Here is a 22,806-nt window from a genome sequence, read left to right on the forward strand (position 1 = left end):
TCTCCTTCCCAGCTTATGCTTTCCATACTTCATTCACCGCAGCGCGGAACAAATCATCCAACTGCTGATCCCGTCCACTCTCCACATGCTGAAGCAAGGGCGCCTTTTGTTCAAAATAAGCAATTTGCTGCTGGATAAAATCATTCACCACCGAAAGCTGTGGCTCAATATCCAGTTCCTCGCCCGCTTTTTTACGTTGCAGCAAATGCCCGATCACCTGATAAAGTTCTGTATCTGACGGAATTAATTCCTCTAGCAAGTCTCCAAATTCAATCGGAGGCATGCTGTTGTAACGTTCAATCCAGCCACAGGCCAGCAGGGGGCGCAGAACGTAAAAATACTTTTTAATCTTCACCTGCTCTCCTTGCAAATAATCCCGATAGTTTCCTCGCGCCATATTCAGATAATGGTACATGCAGGACTTCGGAGAAAAGGTTAACGGCGATATCGCACGAATCTGGTCAGCCACTGAATACTGCTCCAGATAGGGAATCGGAGATTGCAGCCATTCCAGCAAAGGCGGATTGGATTTGCGAAACAAATGGAGTGCCTTTTTCAAATCCCAGCCGTTCATATCCAGCAAATTGCTGATTGGCCGCTCAATCACATCCCGCTTATCAAAAATAGACAAATACCATTCTATGGGTCTTACATAGATAAATCGTACATCATAGTCACTGTCCTGTGAAGGAAACCCCCATGCCCGACTGCCTGATTCACAGGCGTATATAATACGTATTTGCTCCTCCTGCTCCAACGCGCGCAGCTCACGCAAAATCGTTTCGCGCATTTCTGGTTGAATGAAACCCTGCCCATGCTTCACATCTGTCATGTTGTTCCCTCCCTTATCATTAAAGTATTTCCCGAATCTGTTCTCTAATCGACTCATCCGTTTCATCTATTAATAAGCGGCGAAGACGCATAGCCGTTTCCTCTCCCGTCCAAACATGTTGCATCACCCTTCTGTTATGTATTTCTTCTTATTTCATCGTGCTATCTTATATCCCTATGATGCTTTATTTTGGAAGTCGTGAACATGGTGGAAGTATTACAAAGATGAATAAATTCCCTTTTTCCTGCATCCCTTCCCTGTTAGAATAAAGGGATACTTGCTTTCGGAGAACGGCAACAGAAACGGGGAATGCATCATGGCGAGAGAGAGTTTTGATAAAGAAATTCAATTCCTGCGCATGCTCACACTGACCAGCGGCGCTTATAATCGGCAGCAATTTGCAGACAGACTGGGCATTTCAGTGCATACCTTTGATAAAACAATCCGGCGTCTCAAGGAAATCGTCCAATCCGTACAACAACAGTTGCCTGAGAATCAGGGACATGATTTTAATGAGATGCTGCGCTTTAATTATTATGAATCCGCTGATCCATTACTTTTATTCTTGTTTCGGGCTAAATCGCTCAAGGAATCAGAAAGCGTCCGCTTATCTCTTCTGCTGACAGCGCTACAGTCACAGCCTCTGACCACTATGGAATTGCTGGATGCTTGCTGCAACGGGCTGCCTTCCGATAGTTCGCTGCCAGATGAAAAAACGATTCGTTCCGATCTGAAATATCTGGTCGAAGTGGGCGTGGTTCGCAAGGAGCCCGGCGGCAGACCTTACCGCTATGCTGTCCGCAACGATTTGGTGACAGGACTGACGGACGAGGAATTACTGGACTTATATGATTTTGTAGACATTATGGCCAACACCCAGCTTCCCTCTGTTCAGGGATATCTGTTGCGAGATCATCTAAAAAAAGCTATGCGCCGTCAAGCCGGAGATCGGGATATGATTGAACCTTTTTTATATAAATACCACTATTATTCACGCATTCTGGACGAAGCCCATATTCATCCGCTTCTGCATGCCATTCGGCAACGTCGCTGTGTAACTTTTTTATATTTTTCGACATCCAAACGAAGCATGTACGGGTCACAGAACACAAACCCGCTGTTTGAAAAAGAGACGGAGGGCCGTGAACATACCATTCTGCCCCTGCAAGTCATCTATGATCATCAATATGGACGTTGGTATGTTCTTGGTCATGTAGGCGGTAAAGGAATCATGAAGTTTCGTATGGAGGGCATGACTCAATTGGTGGAGGGCAAGCCTGTACCAGAGCAGTTTCATGCCGATCTGCTAGCGGTGTTGGAAGAAAAAATGCGGTACAGCTGGCTTGTTGATACCGGTCGTCCTGTGAAGGTACGGGTACGTTTTTTTAATCCTGAGGGCGCGAAGCGCAACTTTATTCGGGAACGTGTGCTGTCACAGGGACAGTGGGGTACGATTGCGGAGGAAGAAAGTGAATCCTTTATCTATGAAATCACAGTGAATGGAATCACCGAGATTAAGCCGTGGATTCGCAGCTTCGGATCAAGCTGTGAGGTATTGGAGCCCCAGCGGCTGCGTAAGGAATTCAGACAGGAATGGAAGGAGCTGCAAGCCTATTATGAGCCTGTTCGAGAAAATATTTAACTATCAGATCGTCTCTCGGCTGGATGAATCGGGCGCTTTTGCTACCACATCACAGGAAAGAGTCTGGCTCCAATCTATGCTGACAGACTCGGCAGCAATAGAGGCTTTCACCCCGTCTACGCTTGATAAGCTTCGGCAGATGCTCACAGACGACGAGCCGCTGGAGGCCGATGGAAGTTTGCGGGAAAAAGCAGGTATCCCTGTTGTCTCGGTATATCATCCACTCCTGCGTGAATTGCGTCCCATTCTGCGGTCCCGTTCAGGCATCTGTATGACCTACAAACTGCGCAACGGACGCATGCATGAGCAAATGTCCGGTTTTCCATATAAGCTGGAGTTCTCCATGGTCAAAAAAGAATGGAGCCTGCTGTGGTATAACCGCAGACACCGCGCGCTCATGTCTACCAAGCTGTCTAATATCGTGAACATCACGGAAGATGAGCTTCTACCCGAAGAGGCCGAAAAATTCACCCGACGTATACTCGATATACTGGAGTCGCGCAAAGAGCAAGGCATCATCGAAATTATTCCCATATACAACGGTGAAATGTCTCGTATTTTATATGCTTTTTCCTGCTTTGAAAAAGAGGTCGAATATGTTCAGGAAGCAGATACCTATCGTATTACGCTCACCTTCCAGGCAGACGAATGTGAATATGTGCTATCCAAAATCCGTTTCCTTGGCAAACGTGTCAAGGTCGTCCAAGGCTCCCGGCTGATTTCACGAATGAAGGAAACAACGTCCAAGGCCCTTGCACGCTACGAAGAAGAATAGCTACTGAGGAAATATGAGATGCCTCCATGTAAATAGGCCCTCCCTCCATCTGTTAATGAGACGAAGGGAGGGCCTTATTAAACTACAGTTCGTATAAACAAGGTCATACACTTACATCCACATACGCCTGCTATAACAAACGGGTCCGCAGTACCAGTTACGGCAAGGCTTGTCCGCGCGCACTGACATACAATTCATACCATTCCTCACGGGTCATCAGCTCGCTCTGGCGTTCCGCATCCTGACATGCCTTGATTCGTTCAGGATTGGCGCTGCCAAGGACGGGCTGAATCCGTGCCGGATGTTTCATAAGCCAGCCAAGGACGATCGCTTCACGTGTCGTTTCCTTTTCAGAAGCTAGCTTCTGCACCAGTTCTGCCGTCTTAACGACATGCTCAGGCTGCCCTTCCAAAGAACCTCCGCTAAAACGTCCCTGCGCCAGCGGTCCCCAGGCTTGGAGCTGAATATCCTCGGTTTGGCAATATTCCATCAAACCTTCGCCAAAATGTACATTTGTCCCTGCCTGCTGGTTCACATGTACTGTCTGATCTACAAAATGCAGATGGGCCAGGCTCATTTCCAGCTGATTAGCGATCAGCGGCTCCGTTAGGCTCCGTTCTAGAAACCGAATTTGGCTTACATTCATATTGGAAACGCCAAAATGCCGTACTTTGCCAGATGTCTTAAGCTCGCTGAACGCCTTCGCTACTTCTTCCGGCTCTACCAGCGGATCAGGGCGATGCAGCAACAGGATGTCCAAATATTCGGTACCCAGACGCTTCAGGATACCATCCACGGACTCCATAATATGAGCATATGAGAAATCAAAGCGGCCCGGAAGCGTACCATCTGGCAGAAAAATGCCGCATTTGGACTGAATTACGATTTGTTCACGCAAGCCCGGCTGTCCCTTTAAAATCCGGCCGAAAATCTCTTCCGCCTTCCCCATACGATAGATATCCGCATGATCGAACATCGTAATCCCAATGGATTGTGCAGCTTCTACAGCTCTTTCCGCTTCAACGACATGCTCCTGCGTAAACGGTGCATGGCTCCATTCTCCACCAAAAGGCATACAACCGAGCGCCAGCCGACTATCGGAGATTCCACGTTTCTGTAAAGGCATAATCTTCATGCTACTCCTCCTTCAACCCTCAAAATATTCCCTGCTTCATCCACATATGAATAGTTCGTGGAACCGCTATCACACACCTATTTTACCACTTACTTACGGTCGTGTATCACTTTGGTCCCCATCCACATCTTTTTATCCGAATATCCCCATGCTCAGATAACGTTCTCCGGTATCCGGGGCAATGCAAAGCACCCGTTTGCCTGCTCCCAAACGCCGCGCTTCCTGAATCGCCGTCCATATCGTAGCTCCGCTAGAGGGACCAACCAGAATCCCTTCCTGGGCAGCAATCGCCCGTGTCATTGCAATCGCATCCTCATCGGAAACCTGCACGATTTCGTCATACACTTCCGTATTCAGCACGGTGGGAACAAAGCCTGGACTGGTGCCAACCAGCTTATGTGGACCGGGTTTTCCACCAGATAGCACTGGCGAACCCTTCGGCTCAACTACAACAATCCGCAGATCCGGCAAATGCTGACGTAGCACTTCACCTGTTCCCGTAATGGTACCGCCCGTTCCCGAAGAAGCGACGAACACATCCAGCTTCCCTTCCGTCTGTTCCAAAATTTCCAGTGCCGTCGTCGTGCGGTGGATATCGGGATTGGCCTCATTTTCAAATTGATGCGGGATAAAGCTCCCTTCAATTTCAGCCCCCAGTTCGAGTGCCTTGCGAATCGCTCCTGGCATCCGTTCTTCCGCTGGTGTCAGTACGACCTCAGCCCCGTAGGCTTTCAGAATATTGATCCGTTCCTTCGTCATATTCGAGGGCATCACCAAAATTGCACGGTAACCTCGGGCTGCCGCATTCATCGCAAGACCAATTCCCGTGTTGCCACTCGTCGGCTCAATAATGGTGCCTCCCGGCTTTAGATGTCCTGCCTTTTCAGCCTCGGCAATCAGGTTGCCCGCCGCCCGATCTTTAACACTGCCGCTTGGATTAAAATACTCCAGCTTCACATACACTTCCGCATCCTGCGGCCCTGTGAGCCGTTGGAGTCTTACACAAGGTGTATCTCCTATTAAATCTGTAATACTATGTACCACTTTAGGTGCCATCGTTGTATCCTCCTTAGATCGTTCCTTACAGCGTCATTTACAATCTTAATATCATACTACCAAAATAACATACTTGGCTCCTTCCTACCTGTCGCTTTTGTAAATTACATAAAACTCATCAACTTAGTATGTAAAATTCTTGCAAAATGGGTCGCCAGATATCGCCTGTAATGATATACTCGCATTACTATTTTTCCAGGAGGATACAAGACACTTATGAGTAATCAAGAAAATATGACAGCAAATCGCTTTCCCCCCTCCTTGCTGTGGTTGACCCTTGGTGCCTTCGCCATCGGCATGACCGAATTCGTTATCATGGGATTACTGCCCAATGTAGCCCATGATCTTCATGTTACGATTCCGCAAGCCGGGCAGTTAATCACCAGTTATGCGCTTGGTGTAGCCATTGGTGCGCCTGTGCTTACTGTATTAACCCATAAGGTTCCGCAAAAAAAGCTGCTATGCCTACTCATGACCATATTCATTTTAGGCAATCTTTTTTCCGTCATTGCTCCCAATTACGAATTTCTGATTGCGGCCCGTATGGCTACTGCATTATCGCACGGAACCTTTTTGGGAGCCGGTTCCCTAATCGCTGCCCGACTGGTTCGTCCTGACAAGCGCGCGGGTGCCATTTCTATGGTGCTGACCGGTTTGACCGTGGCGAACATTATTGGTGTGCCCTTTGGAACCTTTATCGGACAACAACTCGGCTGGCGTGCTTCCTTTGGAGCTATTGTGGTCATCGGCTTGATTTCTCTCTTTGGTATCATTCGTTACATTCCGGTAATTCACCAGGACAAGCCTTCCAGTCTCCAACAAGAAGTCAAAAGCCTGTTTAATCCAAAAGTGCTGCTGATGCTGCTCACAGGTGCAGTCGGTTGTGGTAGTCTGTTCACTGTCTTTACGTACATTACGCCTTTGCTTACGGACATTAGTGGCTTTGCCGAACATAGCATTACCTGGATTCTCGTCCTGTTTGGCCTAGGGGTAACGATTGGCAATATCGTTGGCGGCAAGCTTGCGGATTGGAGACTACTTCCATCTCTGATCGCAAACTATGCTGTACTGGCTATTATTTTGGCCATTCTGACATTTACGCTTCAAAGCAAGGTATTGGCCGTCATTACCGTCTTTATCTGGGGCATTGCTGCGTTCGGCATCATGCCGGGTATTCAGGTTCGCATCATGAATCTGGCCTATGAGGCTCCTTTGCTTGCTTCTACCTCCAGTCATTCCGCATTGAATCTGGGTAACGCAGGCGGCGCTTTTATCGGGGGAGTCGTTATTAATCAAATGGGGCTAGTCGCTATTCCATGGGTTGCATCGCTAATCACTGTCGGCGGCCTGCTACTCATGATAGTTAGCTACATTGTAGATCGTAAGACGGCTCCTATTAAAGCAACAGCGGAGATACAGTCATAGAATCGTTCTGTTTGTTGGACAGTGTACAGTTATCAACCGGAGAACAATAAATGGCGGCATATCTCTAAAAACAGCAAGTTGGACGTAAACGATTGGTTCATTTTTCATAGATTGAGAGATATTGTCCACTCTCTTCTTCTAAATTCCTCATAGTATGCATTGCAATACAAATTTACGAGGAAAGAAGTGTATATGATGAGCCTTTTTTTTACAAACAACACGAGTAACACCATCTATGCTGCCTATGCTTATCCTGATTCCGACTGTCATCGCATGAATTATTCTAAAATGGGCTGGTATCGGCTAGAGCCTGGTGATACGAGAGAAATATGGAGCGGGTCTGTAGGGGGAACCACATTCTATTATTATGCTGAAGATCACTCCAGAAATACATGGCGTGGCACGTACCGCACACGGCTTCCGAGAAATACTAGCCATGATTTTCATTGGTGTTGGAACGATAGCAGAGGATCATCCAGACGAGTGGGGATGCGCCGACTTGCCATTGATTCATCTGTAGACAATTACACTGTTGAGTTTAGCAGAACCAACCAAAGCTTACTGTCAACAAAGACAACTCGTAGAGCGTTACCTTCCAAATCGGAGGACTCCGGCATTAACAGAATTCCGAGAAGACCGACTCGATTTAAAAAAGGAACCCCAGTTCCAGTAAAGTCCAAACGATAAGTCAAAGAATTCGCCAATAAAAGGCGCAACCTGGTTGCAAACACTACAAAACCCCTTTGAAAAAACACGATGAACCGTAACCCGCAAGATGGACATTTTGAAAAAAAGTGACCCCCTTGCGGGTTATTTTTATTTCACTCTGGACATTCAGACGCTTGTTGCAACCATAGTATTTTGCCTCGCCGTTCAGCTTAACCAATGATCAAAAAAGTCCCGATAGCCCTGCTTCATCACCTGACTTGAAAACTGTTCCATGGCGTATGCCTGATTTTCTGTAGAAACCCGACGCGGTGAGGCGGCAGCCATATTGACCAGCTCGAACCAGTTTTTCTCATTCCCTGAAAAAGAATGCGTAGAGCTGATATGTCCATAGCAAGGATGCTCTGGCTTTACGACGATTTTCCCCATAGCGAGCGCTTCGGTCAGCGGCATTGCGAATGTATCGAATTTGGAGCAGCTCCAATACACCTTCGCCGTGTTCATCAGTGCAAACACCTCATCTTGCGTCAACGCAAATTGAAGTTTAACATTGTCCGGGATATCGTACTTCTTCATACTTTCCTTGTAGCGTTCACCGCCAAATACCATATAGACATCCTTGTCAGGATTATGCCTCGCATACTCCAGCACCAAATCCGGACGTCGGTTCTCCTCATCTCTACCAATCCACATCACCCGGTTCTCTACCACTTGCGAGGGATCAAAATGCTTTTCCACCAGACGTTCATTGAATCCGATCGGGATGACTGTCACATCGGTTACGCCAAACTTCGAAGCCATCTCCTGCTTGAGAAAGGCAGTCTGTACAATAGCCTGGTCCACGATCTGATAAAAAGGCTTCATCATCTCATAGCCTGTAAGCGCCGGATCTGGAAAACTATGCGGAAAAAGCACGCTGTTTTTAAAAAACATATTCAAATAGGTAAAGCCAGATACCGTATAAATAACGTGCTCAATCTGCTGCTCATGGAGTTGGTCCAGTACGACGTCATAGTTGACCAGGTCGCCCTTTTCGTGCTCATAGCCCGGAAGCCAGTCATGGCTGCTCACATGGCGCTCCGGTGAGACAAATACGATGTCCACCCCCAATTCCAACCCGATCTGCTTCAGACGCTCTGCGAAAATACGTGGACCCTGCGCTTCAGCAAATTGTATTTTTCTCATGACTAAACCGACTTTTTTCATGGATATATTCCCTACCTTCTTTGGCTAACTAAACACAGTCTATGTCTTAAGCTACTATCTACATTGTTGGGCTTGTCCCCAATCCATCATTGCTGCACATTGGTTCAAACAGGCTAACGTTTCATCCAACTGGGACTCTAATTGCTCTTTTGACCATTTGTCGGCGTTTCTATGCAGGTTCGTTCCAATCCTTTGCAAATCACTTGTGATTAACAACAGCATCCAGAGCGAAAATACCACCGCAAACATGCCATATTCCAGCATAAATGCCGTTCGATCCACTCTTTTCCCTAACAGCTCCAGCTGCTCCACGTATGTGTCCAGCATACGAATACGCAATTCGGACGTCATGCGTCGGGGAAACAACGGATGGGACATATCGATCAGGTGATATACATCCCACAGCGGTGTGTTCAGATGAGCATGCTCCCAATCCAGTACCATAAGCCGTTCCCCGCTCAGCGCATAGTTCCCCGGATGAAGATCACCATGAGACAGTACAAGCTGCTGTGAAAAAGATACATGCTCCAGCTGTACATATATACGCAGCATCTGTTGCTTAGATAAACCCAGTGAGCTGCAAAGCTTTAACACATCCGGCTTGCGCGTGTATAGCTCGGAAACCATCTCCTGAATAAGTGGCTTTGGTCCCCGTAACGGCATCCCAGCAAAACGATCCGTCGGCAAAGCATGCCACCATGCAACAAGTCCAACAGCTCGCAATAAAGTTTCGTCTGCGTGTAGATGATGTAACGAACCAAGGTCCTCAAAAACCATCCATTCTCCTCCGCCATCCGCACCTGCATCAGACCAGGCTAGCAATCGAGGATAGATCGGTGATAACGCAGGAAGCACATGCTCATACATCCATCTCTCACGCCCTTCCTGACCATCGTTGGTTAGCGGTTTAAATATATAACTTTCAGAGGATGACACGTAAAAACGTTCCACATGCCGGCCATTCGTACCTGTATATAAAACCTCACGATTCCGCACCAGCGTATCATTTAAGGTGCCGTCAACATTCACATATTGATGAAAAGGATTCATAGCCACCCAACTTTTTTGTATAAAATGTAATAGCACGATCATATCACAGTCCTCGTTCCGAACGAAGCCCAGATCATCTTGGGGTAACTCGCTGCACCCAAAAAGGGGCTTGCCCAAGCAGATCACGCGACCTGTTGGCAGCCCCTTATCACATCCATACTCCTATCCTTACTCTATTCTATACCGATTAATATTGAGTATTGCCGGACTCGCTCGTATTACCAGACTTAAAGCCTTTGAACAATTGTTTCACATTGTGATAACGAGTGTTCGTAATTTTAGCTTTGCTGTTAGGACCATCCGATCTCAGGATCGAGTCCTTTACATTGGAAATATCCGAGTTATCCAAAGTCATATTCACTCTGAATGTAGAGCCCCCAAGTTGGCGAACCAGCTTTCCGATATCATCGGCTCTAAAGTTTTTAATGTTAATCGTGCCTTCGGCATTAATTTGGAATACTTTATCGTACGCATGGAACGCTCCACCGCCCGTAATGTTTACCGTGCCTGGTTCTTTAAGTGTCAAGGCATCTTCACCCACATCCTCCCACGTTACGTTGGAAATAGTTCCGTTGCCATATACATGCACACCATCCGCAGCAGGGGCAGCGATGGTCACATTTTTCAAAGTTGCATTATTTTCAAGCTTGAAAATAGGCTTTTGAGCCTCTTTCTGGCTTCCGTCTCCCAAAGTATCGGGATCAGCCACTACAGTCTTGCCTTTACCATCGTATACTTCTCCAGCTTTAACAAGTATGGTCTTATGAACGACTTCTGGTGCTGCATGTGCAGAATAATTGCCGACAAATAACGCGACCAACATTCCTGATAAAGCGATATTGATTCCCTTTTTCAATACTTTAGCTGTGTTTGTTTTCATTTCAATTCATCCCTCTCGTAGATATTTTTTATTGTTCCAATTCTTCGTTGACTAGAACGCGTAGACCGTATCACCACCTTTGTACAATGAACCCATTGACCGATACATGTCTATAAAGCATTATTATACTATTTGCATATGTATACTTGGTTTTTGGTTCAAAGTAACTTCATTCTATAAATTCAGGTGCACACAAATTGTAAATAGAGCGATTACATTTACAATTTGTATAATTCTATTATAATCCTACTTCCAGTAATTTCAATATATTTTTCGGCAAAATATGTGCTCTTTTTCGTCCTATACCTTATTTTTGATGTGATCTATACTATTGAATGACACGTTGGATGAACGTATAATGTATTTAGTGCTTTGAAGCGTTACATCTCAACATTACTGGTGAGAAAAGAGTGGTTATCGTGCAAAACAATAGTGAGATTCCATTAAAAGAACAAAATATTGTGCTCATCGGCTTTATGGGTGTAGGCAAAACAACGATCGGTTCCCATCTAGCGCGCAAGCTGTATCGCGATTTCGTGGATATTGACCAGGAGATTGAACAAGAGTACAACATGCCAACAACCGAGATTTTCAAAACTTATGGAGAGAAACGTTTCCGTGAGATTGAAAAAGAGCATATTTTGAAGCTGTGCAGCAACACACGCCTTAAAATCATTTCCGTTGGCGGTGGTGCATTTTTACAGGAAGAGGTGAAGCAAGCTTGTTTGGCTTCATCGATTGTTTTCTTCTTGGATTTGAATTGGGATTCCTGGAAAGATCGGCTTAAGATGCTGATTGACACCCGCCCCAATCTACAAAACAAGACTTTAGGGGAAATTGAGGATCTTTTCCGTTCCAGACAGGACATTTACGCGGTGAATCACTCCAAGATCGATACGGATCAGTTGGATGCGGAAGAAGTCGCAGACTATATTATTCAAACGCTGAATCTAGGTTGGGAGTTATATGAACCTACTCGGGGATTGAATTAAGAGTTACACCAAAAAGGAGGGCTCCAGCGTGCTTACCGCATGGTGCCCTCCTTTTTGGTTCACTACGGATATATTACTGACTGGCGAGTAATGCTATCCATCTTTTAAGAATGGCTATGCAGCACCGTCAATATCTCTCTCAGTTCAGTGACAGGAATCTGCCCCGGAGCGGAAGCTTTCTTAGCAGCACCAAAGGTCAGAGCCGAACCAAACAGTTCTCCGGTCAGGCGGCTCACGACACCTTTCCCCGCCATCGACATCGTAATAATCGGCCGATCTGCATGCTCTTCTGCCATAATACGCGTGGCATCCAGCAAAGTGAGCACATCGGCTGTATTGGTCGGCATCACTGCTATCTTAGGCAGATCGCCTCCCAATTCCTGCGCCTTGCGTAACCGGGACACAATCTCCTCCTTCGACGGCGTCTTATGAAAATCATGATTAGATATAATCACATATACGTTATGCTTATGTGCTGCTTCTACCAGCGTCTTCACATCAGCTTCCTCATTAAAAAGCTCTACATCAATAAGTTCAACTTGTCCCGTTTCGGCTACTGTACGGTTCAATTCCACATAACTCGCCGCACTGATTTCCTTTTCTCCGCCTTCCCGAGCGCTACGGAACGTAAATACGAGCGGAATATTTGCTAAAATAGACCGAATTTCATGTAAGGCAGCTTTCACCTTTTCCAAATCCTCCACATGCTCGAAAAAATCGACTCTCCACTCCACGATATCCAGGTCGAGCGTACGCAAATAAGTGGCCTCTTCCTTCAACTGCTCCAACGTTTCTCCCACCATGGGCACACAAATTTTTGGCGCTCCTTCACCGATCAGAACATCTTTCACCTTTACGATTTTAGTCATCTCTATCTCACTCCCAAATTACAGTTTCAAGTCGAACATGTACAATAATTCATAGTATAACGCATTCTGAATAAGCATGCAGATGATTAGGTCCTGTCGTCATTTATTTGGTATCCAGTACGATTTTAGGGGACAATTTGCGACTTGCTGGAAAAACTAAACTGTACCGAAAATTAACAAACACCGCCAGTACGATCCCTAGCACATTCACAATAATAGCTAGCATAAAAACACTCGATATCTGAGAATGTTTCAAAAGAAAGCCTGTAAACACAGGAATGACCGTGTATGACAGCGAGGTTGCTGTATAAACAAACCCGGTAATCTGTCCTTTTCGTTGACTAAAAAATTCACTCATTACGGTTAACGTCAGCTGAAGTACACCTGATATTGAAAACCCAATGACACTCGCACAAATAATGGCCGCAGCCCCTGACTTGAAAAGGAGAAGCGCTCCAAAAGCCAACAGAGAAATACATGGATAAATAAGAATAATGTGAACAGGTTTAACCCATTTTCTTAACACAATTACCAATACAAACACGGAAATCAGTGAACCGACATTGTAATAAACTAATAATCTGAGAGACTCTGATTCGGTCATACCGATAAACTGTTGTCCAAAAGTAGGCAGCCATAATTGCACAATATAAAGCAAGGTAGGTCCTGTAAATCCGAGCAAGATAAGACATAGCCCCTCCTGCCAAAACCGCGGCTTACTCCGGTCATTTGTCTCCAATTTTCCCGTTTGCTCAACGCTTGATACAGTAGTATCACCAACTGGCTCCTTGGGTGACTGAACCCGCATGTCTGGGAACTTCATCTTGAACAAGTAAATTGCATTTAAAGCAAATATGAGGGCTGGTAAAAAGAAAGAGAACCCGTAGAAAATGTCGTGATTCATAAAAAAGATAATCATTAACGGCAAAAATGCCGCCCCGACGGATATAAAACCTCTCACCAACACTGTAGCCGAACCAGAGGATTGGGGGAAAGCTTCGATCAGCGCTGGATAAGTACCTGAATCAAGAAAAGAATTTGCTACACCTGCCAGCACTGCCAGTATGATCGCCATCTCAAAGCTGGGACTCAGCGGTATACCGACCAAGAATACAGCCATCAGTAGCCCTGCTGCCACAATAAACGGCTTACGACCATAACGGTCGGAGAGCACCCCGGATATGTACAGCGTAAACAGCCTGCCAAATCCCATCGCAGAAACCAAGAGACTGATGCCCGCCTGATCTGTATGCAAATGCTCTGTTAAAAAAGACATGTGGGACGCTAGCATAATATTAAACATGCCGAACAAAAGATAGTTTACATAAAGGCCTGTCGCCACTGGAAAAGAAGAACGTTTCATCATGAATTCACCTGCTTTTGTAAGTAAGTCTTGTAGTATTAAAAATGTGAATCATTTCACATTACCTGTGTCGATGATGAAGTATAGAACACATTTTAAGATTTATCAAGTTTAAATATTGCGGGAGCTCAGCCTAGACGCGCTGATGCGTTTTCAGATAGAACTCCTTGCCGTAACTTAGTGCAAAGTTCCGAAAGTCCACTACTGCCGGGGATAAATATCTATTTTTGATGCTGGCTAGGTAGATAAAACGCTCGTATTCTGGATTTATAATAGGTAATGTTTTGACGTTAAAATAATCTAACGATGAAATGCGAGGCATAACCCCAATTCCGTAATTGACAGACACCAGTCCTGCCATTGCTGTATCCTCTTCAATCTCGCAAATAATCTGTGGCGTAACACCCGCTTTGGCGAACAAATTTTCAATAATGGGCCGGACCCCACTCTTTTTGTTAAAGAAGATCACCGGATAATCTGCCGTATCCTTAAGATCAATTTGGTCTAGAGTCGCCAGTGGATGTTCAGGCGAAACAATGACAACCAGTTCCTGCTGAGCCAACGGAATAAACTCCACATCCGGTTCATTTTCCATGTGAGAGCAGAACGCCACATCATAATGTTCCTGCTTTAGCCCCTGGATAATATCGTTCGTATTCCCTTGGTGAAACGAAAAGGAGATATCTTTATGGGCATCCAGAGCTGAAAAGGCTTGAATGATCGCTGGAATGAAGTGTGAGCCTAACGTGTAAATGAACGCCAAATCTATATTTCCATGGCTTGGACTCACTAACTCCCGTAAGTGGTGTTCTCCCTTTTCCAATTCATCCATCGCGTGCTCCACATACTTTAGGAAAAATCGTCCGTATTTGTTTAACCGAATATTTCTCCCCTGCTTCTCAAACAGATGAACTCCCAAATCTTTTTCTAATTCTGAAATCGCATGACTTAAACTGGGTTGTGTAATACATAGTCGCACAGCTGCCTGGGTAAAATGCTCCATCTCCGCAAGTACACGAAAATATTGTAAGTGCTTCAGGTTCATAATGATGTACTCTCCTTCTTTAATTCATATTTTAAATTATAGACCCAAACTATGAAAAACGATAAAAATATGCATTGGATTTATAATAACACTCCTTATATAATAATGACATAGAAAGAATGTGAATAATTTCACTTGTTTGTAGGCGTAATGTAATACACCTGGACGATGCCTACCTAGGCCATTGATCTAAAATTTAAGTTGGGAGTTACACTTATGAAAAATCCTTATATCAGAATGGCAGCAGGGCTTTACATCAACTATTTTCTTCTGGGTATGATCAATGTTATTCTATCGTCGAATATGAGCTTCCTGACCGTTCAATTGAACACGGATAAAGCAGCCATCGGCTATCTGGTGTCCGCGATTGGAATCGGTAAGCTGCTCGCTCTCGGGGTAGCCGGAAAAATGTCAGACAAATACGGAAGAAAACCACTCATTGTTATTGCATCATTTGCTTATTTAATCTTCCTGATCGGCATTCCGCTTGCGCCTAACTATACGTTGGCATTCGTGTTTGCTATTATCGCAGGGCTCTGCAACTCTATGATGGATGCAGGAACGTATCCTGCACTAATTGAAGGCTTTGGAAAAAAAGCCGGGTCTGCAACGGTACTGGTCAAAGCATCCATCTCGATCGGTGCCATTGTGATTCCATTCATGATTGCTTTCTTTATTAATCACGACATGTTCTATGGTTATTCCTTCTTTATTCCAGCAGGGATTTATCTGCTGAACGGTATCTTCTTGTCGATGACAGCTTTCCCCAACCACAAAGCAGAGGAACAAAAGGCTTCAACCGAGGCTGCCCAATCCACAGATACTTTCCGCAGCGAGCCTAAGTTTTGGCAAGAAGGTTTATCTCTGATTATTATCGGTTTTACTTCTACTGTATTGTTCATGATCGTGCAGCTATGGCTTCCTACCTTTGGACAAGAGGCCCTGGGCATGGACAAAGCCAGTGCCATTAAACTGCTGAGCTACTATAGTATAGGTTCATTGGTTTCCGTTATTCTGTTAGCTGTGGTACTTGGTAGATTCATTAAACCGATTACTGTCATGATTGTATATCCGCTTATTGCCCTGCTTTCTTTGCTGGCTTTAATTACATGGCACAATCCTGTCGCTACTTTGATCAGTTCATTCCTGATCGGCTTGTCTACCGCAGGCATATTCCAAATTGCCCTCACGGTTATGACGGAATTTTTCCGCAAGAACAAAGGCACTACGACTTCTCTCGTGAACATAGCAGCCAGTCTTTCGTTCATTCTGATGCCTTTGGCTACCGGGGGCATGTCCAAAAGTTTGGGAATTACCTCGGTATTCATTCTGGATATTGCGATTGCTGTAGTCAGTATTTTGCTGGCCGTGTTTGTTGCTTATCGATATAAAAAAGTGTTTTATTAGATTACACAGATTACTTGGAGGCTTATATCATGAAAAATGCTGGACGTATTGACGGAAGAACACAATTAATCGGACTGCTTGCTACACCGATCGGACACTCTTTGTCCCCAGCTATGCATAATCTTGCGTTTGAAAAACTGGGCCTGAATAACGCGTATATGGCCTTTGAAGTAGGAAATGAACAACTCGAAGAAGTGGTACGGGGGATGCGTGCTCTGAACATACGCGGTTATAACGTGTCCATGCCTAACAAAACAGCTATATTACAGTACCTTGACGAGCTGGACGACAGTGCTAAATTTACAGGTGCCGTCAACACCGTCGTAAACACAGATGGTATACTGAAAGGCTACAGTACAGATGGATCTGGTTATGTTCGCAACTTGCGTGAACACGGTATTGACCTAAAAGGTAAGAAAATGACACTTGTCGGCTCTGGCGGCGCAGCTACACCGATAGCTATTGAAGCGGCTCAAGCAGGTCTGGCTGAAATTTCAATCTTTGCCCGTAACGATCAGTTCTTTGCTCGTGCAGAAGAGAATGTCCGTATTATTAATGAAGATATGAAACACACCCAAGTTAAGGCGAATATCTATCCATTGGAAAATCAAGAACAGCTACGTGAAGAGATCCGCACAAGTCATATTCTCGCTAACGGTACAGGTGTTGGTATGAAACCGCTGGAAGGCAAAAGTGTGATTGAAGATGTGTCCATGCTTCGTTCCGACCTGATCGTAACCGATGTAGTGTACATCCCAGCTAAATCCAAGCTGATGGAACAAGCAGAATCCGTAGGTGCAACCGCCATTAATGGTCTGGGCATGATGCTGTGGCAGGGCGCATTAGCCTTCGAATTGTGGACAGGCCAAGAGATGCCAGTCGCTTATATTAAAGAACAGCTTTTTGCTGACAAGCTGTAAACATAAAGCTACTAACAAACGCATCAAGCAATGAATTCCTTCTATTATATACTCATGCATGTACTCAAAAGACTATGCTCGGCGAATGAACACTTCTGCCAGGCATAGTCTTTTGATTAATCCTTATAAGGGTCAAATTCATTGGCCCCAGCCATGCATACCCCAATAGGCTTCAGTTCATGCATAACTTCCACGGTCTCGGAATGAGCATCCAGTACCTCGCGCAGTTTACGGTAGACGAACGGGCTTTCATCTGTACCGGCTCCGCGCAGCTGGACACCATAGTTCCGAACGGCCTCCTTCATCTGTACGTCTGTGATTTGTCCACCACTCCGTGTACGGGTTTTCCAATTCATTTTACCGGCTGCCTGAGTACGACTCATAATACGACCTGCGCCATGGACTGTACTATAGTAGGAATCCCGATTTTCTACCGTATCTCTTCCACGCACAATTACCGAAATATCGCCCATGCTTCCTCCAATAAAGCCCATCTGGCCAGGTGCCGAGGGAGTGGCGCCTTTACGGACCACAATGGTGTCACGCCCATCATGCTGTTCTTTCCATGCGTAATTATGGTGGTTATGCACAGTAAAGTCCGCTTCGGTTCCCATAATACCAAGCACTTGTTCTATCACATAGTCACGTCCCGCATACGCATAGCGTCCGGCAAGACGCATCGCACGATAGTACATGTCCCCCAGCTCACTGTTCATATCCAGCAGCACAGGCGGCTGATCCATATGCTCTCCCGGCGCCTTTCCGAGAAACTCTCGTCCAGCGGCCAAGTTTAGAAACCCACTTGCTGTTTTGTGGCCAAAGCCCCGACTGCCGAAATGATTGGCAATCCAGACCCGCCCTGTCGCTTCCTCTACGAATATATCAACAAAATGATTGCCACTCCCTACTGTACCCAGCTGTTCTCTCGCTAAGGACTTCAGTTTGTCATGTTCTTGTTTCCCTATCGCTGCATATACCGCCCAGTCCGGATCATCGAACAACTCATGGTCTACCTGAATCGCATTCACACGGCCTACGCCAAACGAAATATGACGTGCAATCTCATCCATCACGGCTGAAATACGCGGCATAATATCCGCTGCAAACAGCTTCGTTCTTACCGCCTTATTCCCGCAACCGATATCATACCCGACACCTGAAGGCGAAATTTGTCCGTCATACACCATCACACCGCCAATCGGCTGACTGTAGCCTTTATGATGATCTGCCATCAGCAGCGCCTGAATCACATTCCCGTTTTCGGCACATGTACGGGCTTGAGATAATGCCCCTGGATCAGGTGCTCCCCATACTCGTACTCCATTGATTTCTTGATAAGCCATCGTCGTTTCATCCTCCTGTAAGTCACTCCATGATTACACTTGTAAAGTCGTTAATTGCATTATGTACGTTTTACCAGCTTCCGAACAGGGCGTAAGTATTACAAGTACAATAGTAGGTATCCCCTAAGAAAATGAAAAAGGATACCCATGCAGCCAACCAGACTGTAGGATATCCTCTTCAACTATAACACTCATATTAGACGGCTCTGCTATGCCCTGTGTGAATTTGGCTTACTGTGCCACTAAATGCGTACGCTTAAAATCTTCCTTCACCGCAACCAGTAGTGTTTCATTCACCAGTAGCTCCAAGCCTGACAAGGCTAACGCCTTGGCTCCAATCTCTAAGGCTTCCTCACCCTTCTCAGAGCCAGCCGCTTCCCTGAATTCCACCGTATGAGCGATGAGATCATCTGGACCGATTTTAATGTAAGCATGTGCAGTCGGGATAACATGGCTCACATTCCCCGCATCCGTCGAACCCAGTCCGGCACGAGGGCCACGATCCAGCTGTTCTCCCAGCGCTTCCAGTTCACGACCTACTACCTCGTCCAGCGTATCGTTCAGAATGAAATCACGCACTTCATTTTGAAAACGTTCGATTTTCACAGTGGCTCCTGTTGCCAAAGCAGCAGCATCTGCGATATGGCGAACTTTCGTGGAAACCTCCTCTGTGCGCTGCCAAGTACTTGCCCGAATGAAAAAGCGTGCCGACGCATAGTCCGGAATGATATTGGGCGCGTCTCCTCCATGCGTAATGATGCCATGAATACGCACATCGGTCGGCAGTTGCTGACGTAAAGCATTGATACCGCTGAACAACTGTAGCACCGCATCGAGCGCATTGATTCCCTGCTCTGGTGATCCTGCGGCATGAGCCGCTTTGCCGTAAAAATGAAAATCTAGCGGATCAACTGCCAGACTTGGTGAGGTCAGCCGGGTCACACCGGATGGATGAACCATCAGTGCAGCATCAATCCCTTCGAACAGCCCGTGCTTCACGAAGCTGCCTTTTGCACTACCATTAGGACCGCCTTCTTCCGCTGGTGTACCGAACACATACACCTCACCTCCCGTTTCGTCGATCACCTGCGCCAAGGCGATGGCTGCTGCCGTGCTTGCGGTTCCGATAATATTGTGGCCACAAGCATGGCCCAGACCGGGCAATGCATCATATTCAGCCAAGTATCCGATTTTCGGACCTGGCCTAGCAGAAGCCTTACGTGCAACAAATCCGGTTTCGTGTCCCGCTACATTACGAGTTACCTCAAACCCCGCTTGCTCTAAAATACCCGTCAGTGCCTGGGAAGCTTGAAATTCTTGATTGCCGATTTCGGGATTAGCATGAATAAACCGGCTCGTTTCCGTGTAAAGCTGACGAGACTCCTCAATTTTCTCAATAATCCGCTGTCTATGTGTATCGACCGTATTCGTTGTACTCATCGCAATCTCTCCTCGTTTCGAAAATAGATTAGTATGCTTCCAACCCTACTTCTGTTCAACATTCTTATTTCTTTTGTGCTTTAACATCTGCTACCAGCTTATCCAATGTGGCCTGTAGCTCTTCGGCAGACTGGTCTACCACGACGTTAGCTCCTTTGGAATCCTGTTTTACCGCCTCGGCTACATCAGCATCATGGTACAAATCCACGATCGTTTTGTAAGTCGCATTATCCTTATCCTCCGCACGGGCAGCAAACACGTTCACATATGGCTTCGCTTCTTCGCTGCTTGCATCATCCTTGTAGATGGCTCCGTCCAGCTTGAGCCCAGCATCCGTAGCAACACCGCTGTTCACAGCTGAGGCGGCTACATCAGACAAGACGCGCGGCGTCTGCTGGGCAACAACTGGGACAATCTCCAGCTTTTTAGGATTACCTTCTATTTCATCCGTGGTTGGATACAGGCCCGCATCCTGCTTCAACTTAATCAGCCCTGCAGACTGGAGCAGTTTTAAAGCCCGTCCCTGATTGGAGGGATCATCCGGTATAGCAATTTTTGAGCCGTCAGGAATATCCGATACGTTTTTGAATTTTTCAGAGTATAGTGCCATCGGAGCGATAATCGTTGCACCAATAGGGACGATATTCACATCATTTTCTACATTAAACTGACTGAGAAAGGCCAAATGTTGAAAGGAATTCAAATCTACCTCTTTATTGGCGAGCGCCTTATTGGGTAATGTATAATCCGAGAAACTGATCAGCTCAATTTCAATGTTTTTGGCCTCTGCTTTCTTCTTGAGCACATCCCAATACGTGTCCTCAGATCCTGAAACCCCGATTTTAACATGTACTTTTTCATTTGCATTTGAGCCCGAACCGTTAGCTGAGCAAGCAGATAGAACCGCTACACTAAGAATAGCTAGTAAACCCAAGCGAAATATTTTTTTCATTTTCATTTCCCCTTTAATCGTTATGTATAATACGCTGTTTCCATTAGCGCCGTAGAAATTTACGAGACAAGTAGTTCCCCGCATATTGGGCGACCTGTACAAAAATAATCAGCAAAACAATCGTGACAATCATGACCGAGGTATCGAATCGTTGATAACCATAGGTCATTGCCAGATTCCCAAGGCCTCCTCCGCCCACCGTACCAGCCATGGCAGAGAAATCAATCAAGGCCACGGTAATAAACGTCAACCCAAGAATCAAAGGTCCCAGCGCTTCCCGAATCAACACACCCGTGATGATCTGAAATGGAGTCGCACCCAGTGCCTTGGCAGCTTCTATCATGCCCGGATCTATGGAGACCAGATTATTTTCCACAATTCTCGCTACAGCAAAGGCCGCTACAATAGTCATTGGGAAAATAGCCGCCGAGGTTCCAATCGTGGTTCCCATGATTAAACGCGTAAACGGGCTAATCGCCACTAAAAAAATGATAAACGGAATCGGGCGAATGATATTAATCAGCAAATTCAGAAACATAAACACAAATTTGTTTTCAAACAAGCTCCCTTTACGTGTCACATACAGTACTAAACCAATCATAAGCCCCAGAATACTGGCAAAAATCAGCGTGACAACAACCATCAAAAGCGTTTCCCCTGTAGCCTCCACTACCTTGAGCCAAAATGTATCCCAATTAACTCTCATGATCGACGACCTCCCTGACTTCCACCGTCGTTCGTAGTTCCTCCACGACCTTGTTAACTTCATCGTCTGCACCGATTAACTCGACAATTAAACTTCCGAACAGCGCTCCCTGTAGCTCATTAATACTTCCATATACAATGTTGTAATCCAGATTATGCTTCCGTGTCGCTCTAGAAAGCACCGGTTCACTGGTCGCCCCACCCCGAAAAACAAGTCTGTACAATCGGCCAGCATGATGCTCCCGAATCTTGCTCAGCAGTTTGGGTGAAAGCTGATCATTCAGTACAGAGCGAATAAAATTTTTCGTCGTCTTCGTCTGTGGATTGGCAAATACATCGAACACACTGCCCTGCTCAATCACCCTACCATTCTCCATCACCGCCACACGGTCACAAATACTGCGAATCACATTCATTTCATGGGTAATGAGCAAGATCGTAATCTGGTACTCTTCATTTACTTTTTTCAGCAGCCTCAATATATCTTCTGTCGTTTCCGGGTCGAGGGCCGAGGTCGCTTCATCACAGATGAGAATATCGGGCGAATTCGCCAGTGCTCTGGCAATGCCGACCCGTTGCTTTTGCCCGCCAGATAACTGCTCAGGATAGGAATCCGCTTTGTCCTCCAATCCAACAAATTGCAGCAGCTCCTTAACACGAGCATCTATCTGTGTCTTGGGCAGTTTAGCCAGTTTTAGAGGATAAGCCAGATTCCCATATACAGTACGAGAGTTAAACAAATTAAAGGTTTGGAATACCATCCCGATCCGTCTTCTTAAATTCCTTAGTTCCTTGGGTCGTATCTGAGTAACATCCTGATCATTAACGACAATTCGTCCCTCTGAGGGGCGTTCCAGTAAATTGACAAGCCGCAGCAGCGTACTTTTACCTGCACCGCTAAAACCAATCACGCCGAAAATTTCTCCTTTTTCAACCGATAACGAAACCTTTTCGAGAGCATTTACCTTACGATTGGGTAAGGTAAATATTTTGCTAACTTGTTCAAACTTTATCAAACTGCTTCCTCCTTACGTCTACAATGTATGTATTCCTCCATCCCATTTTAGTAATCCGGTGGATTTAATCGGATTTATATCCTAAAA

The 22,806-nt window shown here is 45.8% G+C and carries 21 protein-coding genes and 1 pseudogene; 8 read left to right on the forward strand and 14 right to left on the reverse strand.

Features of this window, described 5'->3' with window-relative positions:
• Positions 1-13 precede the first annotated feature (13 nt).
• Positions 14-832: a nucleotidyltransferase domain-containing protein gene (locus ACL9RM_RS19390; RefSeq protein ID WP_250267516.1), complete on the reverse strand. Its 819-nt coding sequence runs from the start codon at positions 830-832 to the stop codon at positions 14-16.
• Positions 833-1,148: 316 nt separating this feature from the next.
• Here ACL9RM_RS19390 and ACL9RM_RS19395 point away from each other — a divergent pair, with 316 nt between their 5' ends.
• A complete protein-coding gene (locus tag ACL9RM_RS19395; RefSeq protein ID WP_250259311.1) occupies positions 1,149-2,474 on the forward strand; it encodes a helix-turn-helix transcriptional regulator in 1,326 nt (441 codons plus the stop codon).
• Entirely contained in the window at positions 2,449-3,249 is an 801-nt protein-coding gene (locus ACL9RM_RS19400) for a WYL domain-containing protein (RefSeq protein WP_250267515.1), read from the forward strand. The genes ACL9RM_RS19395 and ACL9RM_RS19400 overlap by 26 nt, the downstream gene beginning before the upstream one ends.
• 157 nt (positions 3,250-3,406) lie before the next feature.
• On the opposite strand, the gene ACL9RM_RS19405 is transcribed toward ACL9RM_RS19400, so the two are convergent.
• Both ACL9RM_RS19405 and cysK read right to left on the reverse strand, forming a co-directional pair.
• Positions 3,407-4,384, reverse strand: coding sequence for an aldo/keto reductase (locus tag ACL9RM_RS19405; RefSeq protein WP_250267514.1), 978 nt, complete (start codon positions 4,382-4,384; stop codon positions 3,407-3,409).
• 132 nt (positions 4,385-4,516) lie between these two features.
• Positions 4,517-5,440, reverse strand: coding sequence for a cysteine synthase A (gene cysK, locus ACL9RM_RS19410; RefSeq protein ID WP_028542041.1), 924 nt, complete (start codon positions 5,438-5,440; stop codon positions 4,517-4,519).
• Positions 5,441-5,656: 216 nt separating this feature from the next.
• Between cysK and ACL9RM_RS19415 the strand changes: the two genes are divergently transcribed.
• The 3 genes and pseudogenes from ACL9RM_RS19415 (at position 5,657) to ACL9RM_RS19425 (ending at position 7,385) form a co-directional block, all read left to right on the forward strand.
• Positions 5,657-6,865, forward strand: coding sequence for an MFS transporter (locus ACL9RM_RS19415; protein ID WP_250267513.1), 1,209 nt, complete (start codon positions 5,657-5,659; stop codon positions 6,863-6,865).
• 195 nt (positions 6,866-7,060) lie between these two features.
• Positions 7,061-7,213: pseudogene (locus ACL9RM_RS19420) on the forward strand (DUF1036 domain-containing protein); the annotation flags it as partial.
• A gap of 19 nt (positions 7,214-7,232) precedes the next feature.
• A complete protein-coding gene (locus ACL9RM_RS19425; protein ID WP_250267512.1) occupies positions 7,233-7,385 on the forward strand; it encodes a hypothetical protein in 153 nt (50 codons plus the stop codon).
• 353 nt (positions 7,386-7,738) lie between these two features.
• Here the strand turns inward: ACL9RM_RS19425 and ACL9RM_RS19430 are convergent, their stop codons facing one another.
• From ACL9RM_RS19430 to ACL9RM_RS19440, 3 genes are all read right to left on the reverse strand, one after another.
• On the reverse strand, positions 7,739-8,737 hold the full coding sequence (locus ACL9RM_RS19430) for a glycosyltransferase (protein ID WP_250267511.1): 999 nt from the start codon (positions 8,735-8,737) through the stop codon (positions 7,739-7,741).
• 54 nt (positions 8,738-8,791) lie between these two features.
• Positions 8,792-9,829, reverse strand: a complete 1,038-nt coding sequence (locus ACL9RM_RS19435; RefSeq protein WP_250267510.1) for an aminoglycoside phosphotransferase family protein — start codon at positions 9,827-9,829, stop codon at positions 8,792-8,794.
• Positions 9,830-9,974: 145 nt separating this feature from the next.
• Positions 9,975-10,667 (reverse strand): pectate lyase, encoded by a 693-nt coding sequence (locus ACL9RM_RS19440; protein WP_250267509.1) that lies wholly within the window; start codon positions 10,665-10,667, stop codon positions 9,975-9,977.
• A 419-nt stretch (positions 10,668-11,086) separates the two neighbouring features.
• On the opposite strand from ACL9RM_RS19440, the gene ACL9RM_RS19445 reads away from it, so the two are divergent.
• Positions 11,087-11,659, forward strand: a complete 573-nt coding sequence (locus ACL9RM_RS19445) for a shikimate kinase (protein WP_029517614.1) — start codon at positions 11,087-11,089, stop codon at positions 11,657-11,659.
• A gap of 104 nt (positions 11,660-11,763) precedes the next feature.
• Here ACL9RM_RS19445 and aroD read toward each other — a convergent pair whose 3' ends face one another.
• The 3 genes from aroD to ACL9RM_RS19460 form a co-directional block, all read right to left on the reverse strand.
• Positions 11,764-12,528 (reverse strand): type I 3-dehydroquinate dehydratase, encoded by a 765-nt coding sequence (gene aroD, locus ACL9RM_RS19450; RefSeq protein ID WP_250267508.1) that lies wholly within the window; start codon positions 12,526-12,528, stop codon positions 11,764-11,766.
• A gap of 103 nt (positions 12,529-12,631) precedes the next feature.
• Entirely contained in the window at positions 12,632-13,894 is a 1,263-nt protein-coding gene (locus ACL9RM_RS19455) for an MFS transporter (RefSeq protein ID WP_250259315.1), read from the reverse strand.
• A 130-nt stretch (positions 13,895-14,024) separates the two neighbouring features.
• The gene (locus ACL9RM_RS19460) at positions 14,025-14,936 is read right to left on the reverse strand and encodes a LysR family transcriptional regulator (RefSeq protein WP_250267507.1); all 912 of its coding nucleotides are present in this window, start codon (positions 14,934-14,936) and stop codon (positions 14,025-14,027) included.
• A 216-nt stretch (positions 14,937-15,152) separates the two neighbouring features.
• Here ACL9RM_RS19460 and ACL9RM_RS19465 point away from each other — a divergent pair, with 216 nt between their 5' ends.
• Together ACL9RM_RS19465 and ACL9RM_RS19470 are read left to right on the forward strand one after the other, a co-directional pair.
• A complete protein-coding gene (locus ACL9RM_RS19465; RefSeq protein ID WP_250267506.1) occupies positions 15,153-16,343 on the forward strand; it encodes an MFS transporter in 1,191 nt (396 codons plus the stop codon).
• A gap of 29 nt (positions 16,344-16,372) precedes the next feature.
• Positions 16,373-17,263, forward strand: coding sequence for a shikimate dehydrogenase (locus tag ACL9RM_RS19470; RefSeq protein WP_250267505.1), 891 nt, complete (start codon positions 16,373-16,375; stop codon positions 17,261-17,263).
• Positions 17,264-17,379: 116 nt separating this feature from the next.
• Here the strand turns inward: ACL9RM_RS19470 and ACL9RM_RS19475 are convergent, their stop codons facing one another.
• From ACL9RM_RS19475 to ACL9RM_RS19495, 5 genes are all read right to left on the reverse strand, one after another.
• Complete coding sequence (locus tag ACL9RM_RS19475) at positions 17,380-18,606, reverse strand: RtcB family protein (protein ID WP_250267504.1); 1,227 nt, start codon at positions 18,604-18,606, stop codon at positions 17,380-17,382.
• Positions 18,607-18,837: 231 nt separating this feature from the next.
• The gene (locus tag ACL9RM_RS19480) at positions 18,838-20,046 is read right to left on the reverse strand and encodes a M20 family metallopeptidase (protein WP_250267503.1); all 1,209 of its coding nucleotides are present in this window, start codon (positions 20,044-20,046) and stop codon (positions 18,838-18,840) included.
• 64 nt (positions 20,047-20,110) lie between these two features.
• Positions 20,111-20,998, reverse strand: a complete 888-nt coding sequence (locus ACL9RM_RS19485; RefSeq protein ID WP_023987134.1) for a MetQ/NlpA family ABC transporter substrate-binding protein — start codon at positions 20,996-20,998, stop codon at positions 20,111-20,113.
• A 43-nt stretch (positions 20,999-21,041) separates the two neighbouring features.
• A complete protein-coding gene (locus tag ACL9RM_RS19490) occupies positions 21,042-21,704 on the reverse strand; it encodes a methionine ABC transporter permease (protein ID WP_069291173.1) in 663 nt (220 codons plus the stop codon).
• Positions 21,694-22,719: a methionine ABC transporter ATP-binding protein gene (locus tag ACL9RM_RS19495; RefSeq protein WP_250259322.1), complete on the reverse strand. Its 1,026-nt coding sequence runs from the start codon at positions 22,717-22,719 to the stop codon at positions 21,694-21,696. The genes ACL9RM_RS19490 and ACL9RM_RS19495 overlap by 11 nt, the downstream gene beginning before the upstream one ends.
• Positions 22,720-22,806: the final 87 nt, after the last annotated feature.

This window comes from Paenibacillus sp. S29 (assembly GCF_049319765.1).
Classification (GTDB): domain Bacteria; phylum Bacillota; class Bacilli; order Paenibacillales; family Paenibacillaceae; genus Paenibacillus; species Paenibacillus polymyxa_B.

Excerpts from the sequence above, each read along its gene's own strand:
- ACL9RM_RS19455 (WP_250259315.1), bottom strand. The coding sequence starts at position 13,894 with ATGATGAAACGTTCTTCTTTTCCAGTGGCGACAGGCCTTTATGTAAAC.
- ACL9RM_RS19415 (WP_250267513.1), top strand. The coding sequence starts at position 5,657 with ATGAGTAATCAAGAAAATATGACAGCAAATCGCTTTCCCCCCTCCTTG.
- ACL9RM_RS19440 (WP_250267509.1), bottom strand. The coding sequence starts at position 10,667 with ATGAAAACAAACACAGCTAAAGTATTGAAAAAGGGAATCAATATCGCT.
- ACL9RM_RS19430 (WP_250267511.1), bottom strand. The coding sequence starts at position 8,737 with ATGAAAAAAGTCGGTTTAGTCATGAGAAAAATACAATTTGCTGAAGCG.
- ACL9RM_RS19485 (WP_023987134.1), bottom strand. The coding sequence starts at position 20,998 with ATGAAAAAAATATTTCGCTTGGGTTTACTAGCTATTCTTAGTGTAGCG.
- cysK (WP_028542041.1), bottom strand. The coding sequence starts at position 5,440 with ATGGCACCTAAAGTGGTACATAGTATTACAGATTTAATAGGAGATACA.
- ACL9RM_RS19460 (WP_250267507.1), bottom strand. The coding sequence starts at position 14,936 with ATGAACCTGAAGCACTTACAATATTTTCGTGTACTTGCGGAGATGGAG.
- ACL9RM_RS19400 (WP_250267515.1), top strand. The coding sequence starts at position 2,449 with ATGAGCCTGTTCGAGAAAATATTTAACTATCAGATCGTCTCTCGGCTG.
- ACL9RM_RS19395 (WP_250259311.1), top strand. The coding sequence starts at position 1,149 with ATGGCGAGAGAGAGTTTTGATAAAGAAATTCAATTCCTGCGCATGCTC.
- ACL9RM_RS19490 (WP_069291173.1), bottom strand. The coding sequence starts at position 21,704 with ATGAGAGTTAATTGGGATACATTTTGGCTCAAGGTAGTGGAGGCTACA.
- ACL9RM_RS19470 (WP_250267505.1), top strand. The coding sequence starts at position 16,373 with ATGAAAAATGCTGGACGTATTGACGGAAGAACACAATTAATCGGACTG.
- ACL9RM_RS19405 (WP_250267514.1), bottom strand. The coding sequence starts at position 4,384 with ATGAAGATTATGCCTTTACAGAAACGTGGAATCTCCGATAGTCGGCTG.
- ACL9RM_RS19435 (WP_250267510.1), bottom strand. The coding sequence starts at position 9,829 with ATGATCGTGCTATTACATTTTATACAAAAAAGTTGGGTGGCTATGAAT.
- ACL9RM_RS19425 (WP_250267512.1), top strand. The coding sequence starts at position 7,233 with ATGCTGAAGATCACTCCAGAAATACATGGCGTGGCACGTACCGCACAC.
- ACL9RM_RS19480 (WP_250267503.1), bottom strand. The coding sequence starts at position 20,046 with ATGAGTACAACGAATACGGTCGATACACATAGACAGCGGATTATTGAG.
- ACL9RM_RS19390 (WP_250267516.1), bottom strand. The coding sequence starts at position 832 with ATGACAGATGTGAAGCATGGGCAGGGTTTCATTCAACCAGAAATGCGC.
- aroD (WP_250267508.1), bottom strand. The coding sequence starts at position 12,528 with ATGACTAAAATCGTAAAGGTGAAAGATGTTCTGATCGGTGAAGGAGCG.
- ACL9RM_RS19465 (WP_250267506.1), top strand. The coding sequence starts at position 15,153 with ATGAAAAATCCTTATATCAGAATGGCAGCAGGGCTTTACATCAACTAT.
- ACL9RM_RS19475 (WP_250267504.1), bottom strand. The coding sequence starts at position 18,606 with ATGGCTTATCAAGAAATCAATGGAGTACGAGTATGGGGAGCACCTGAT.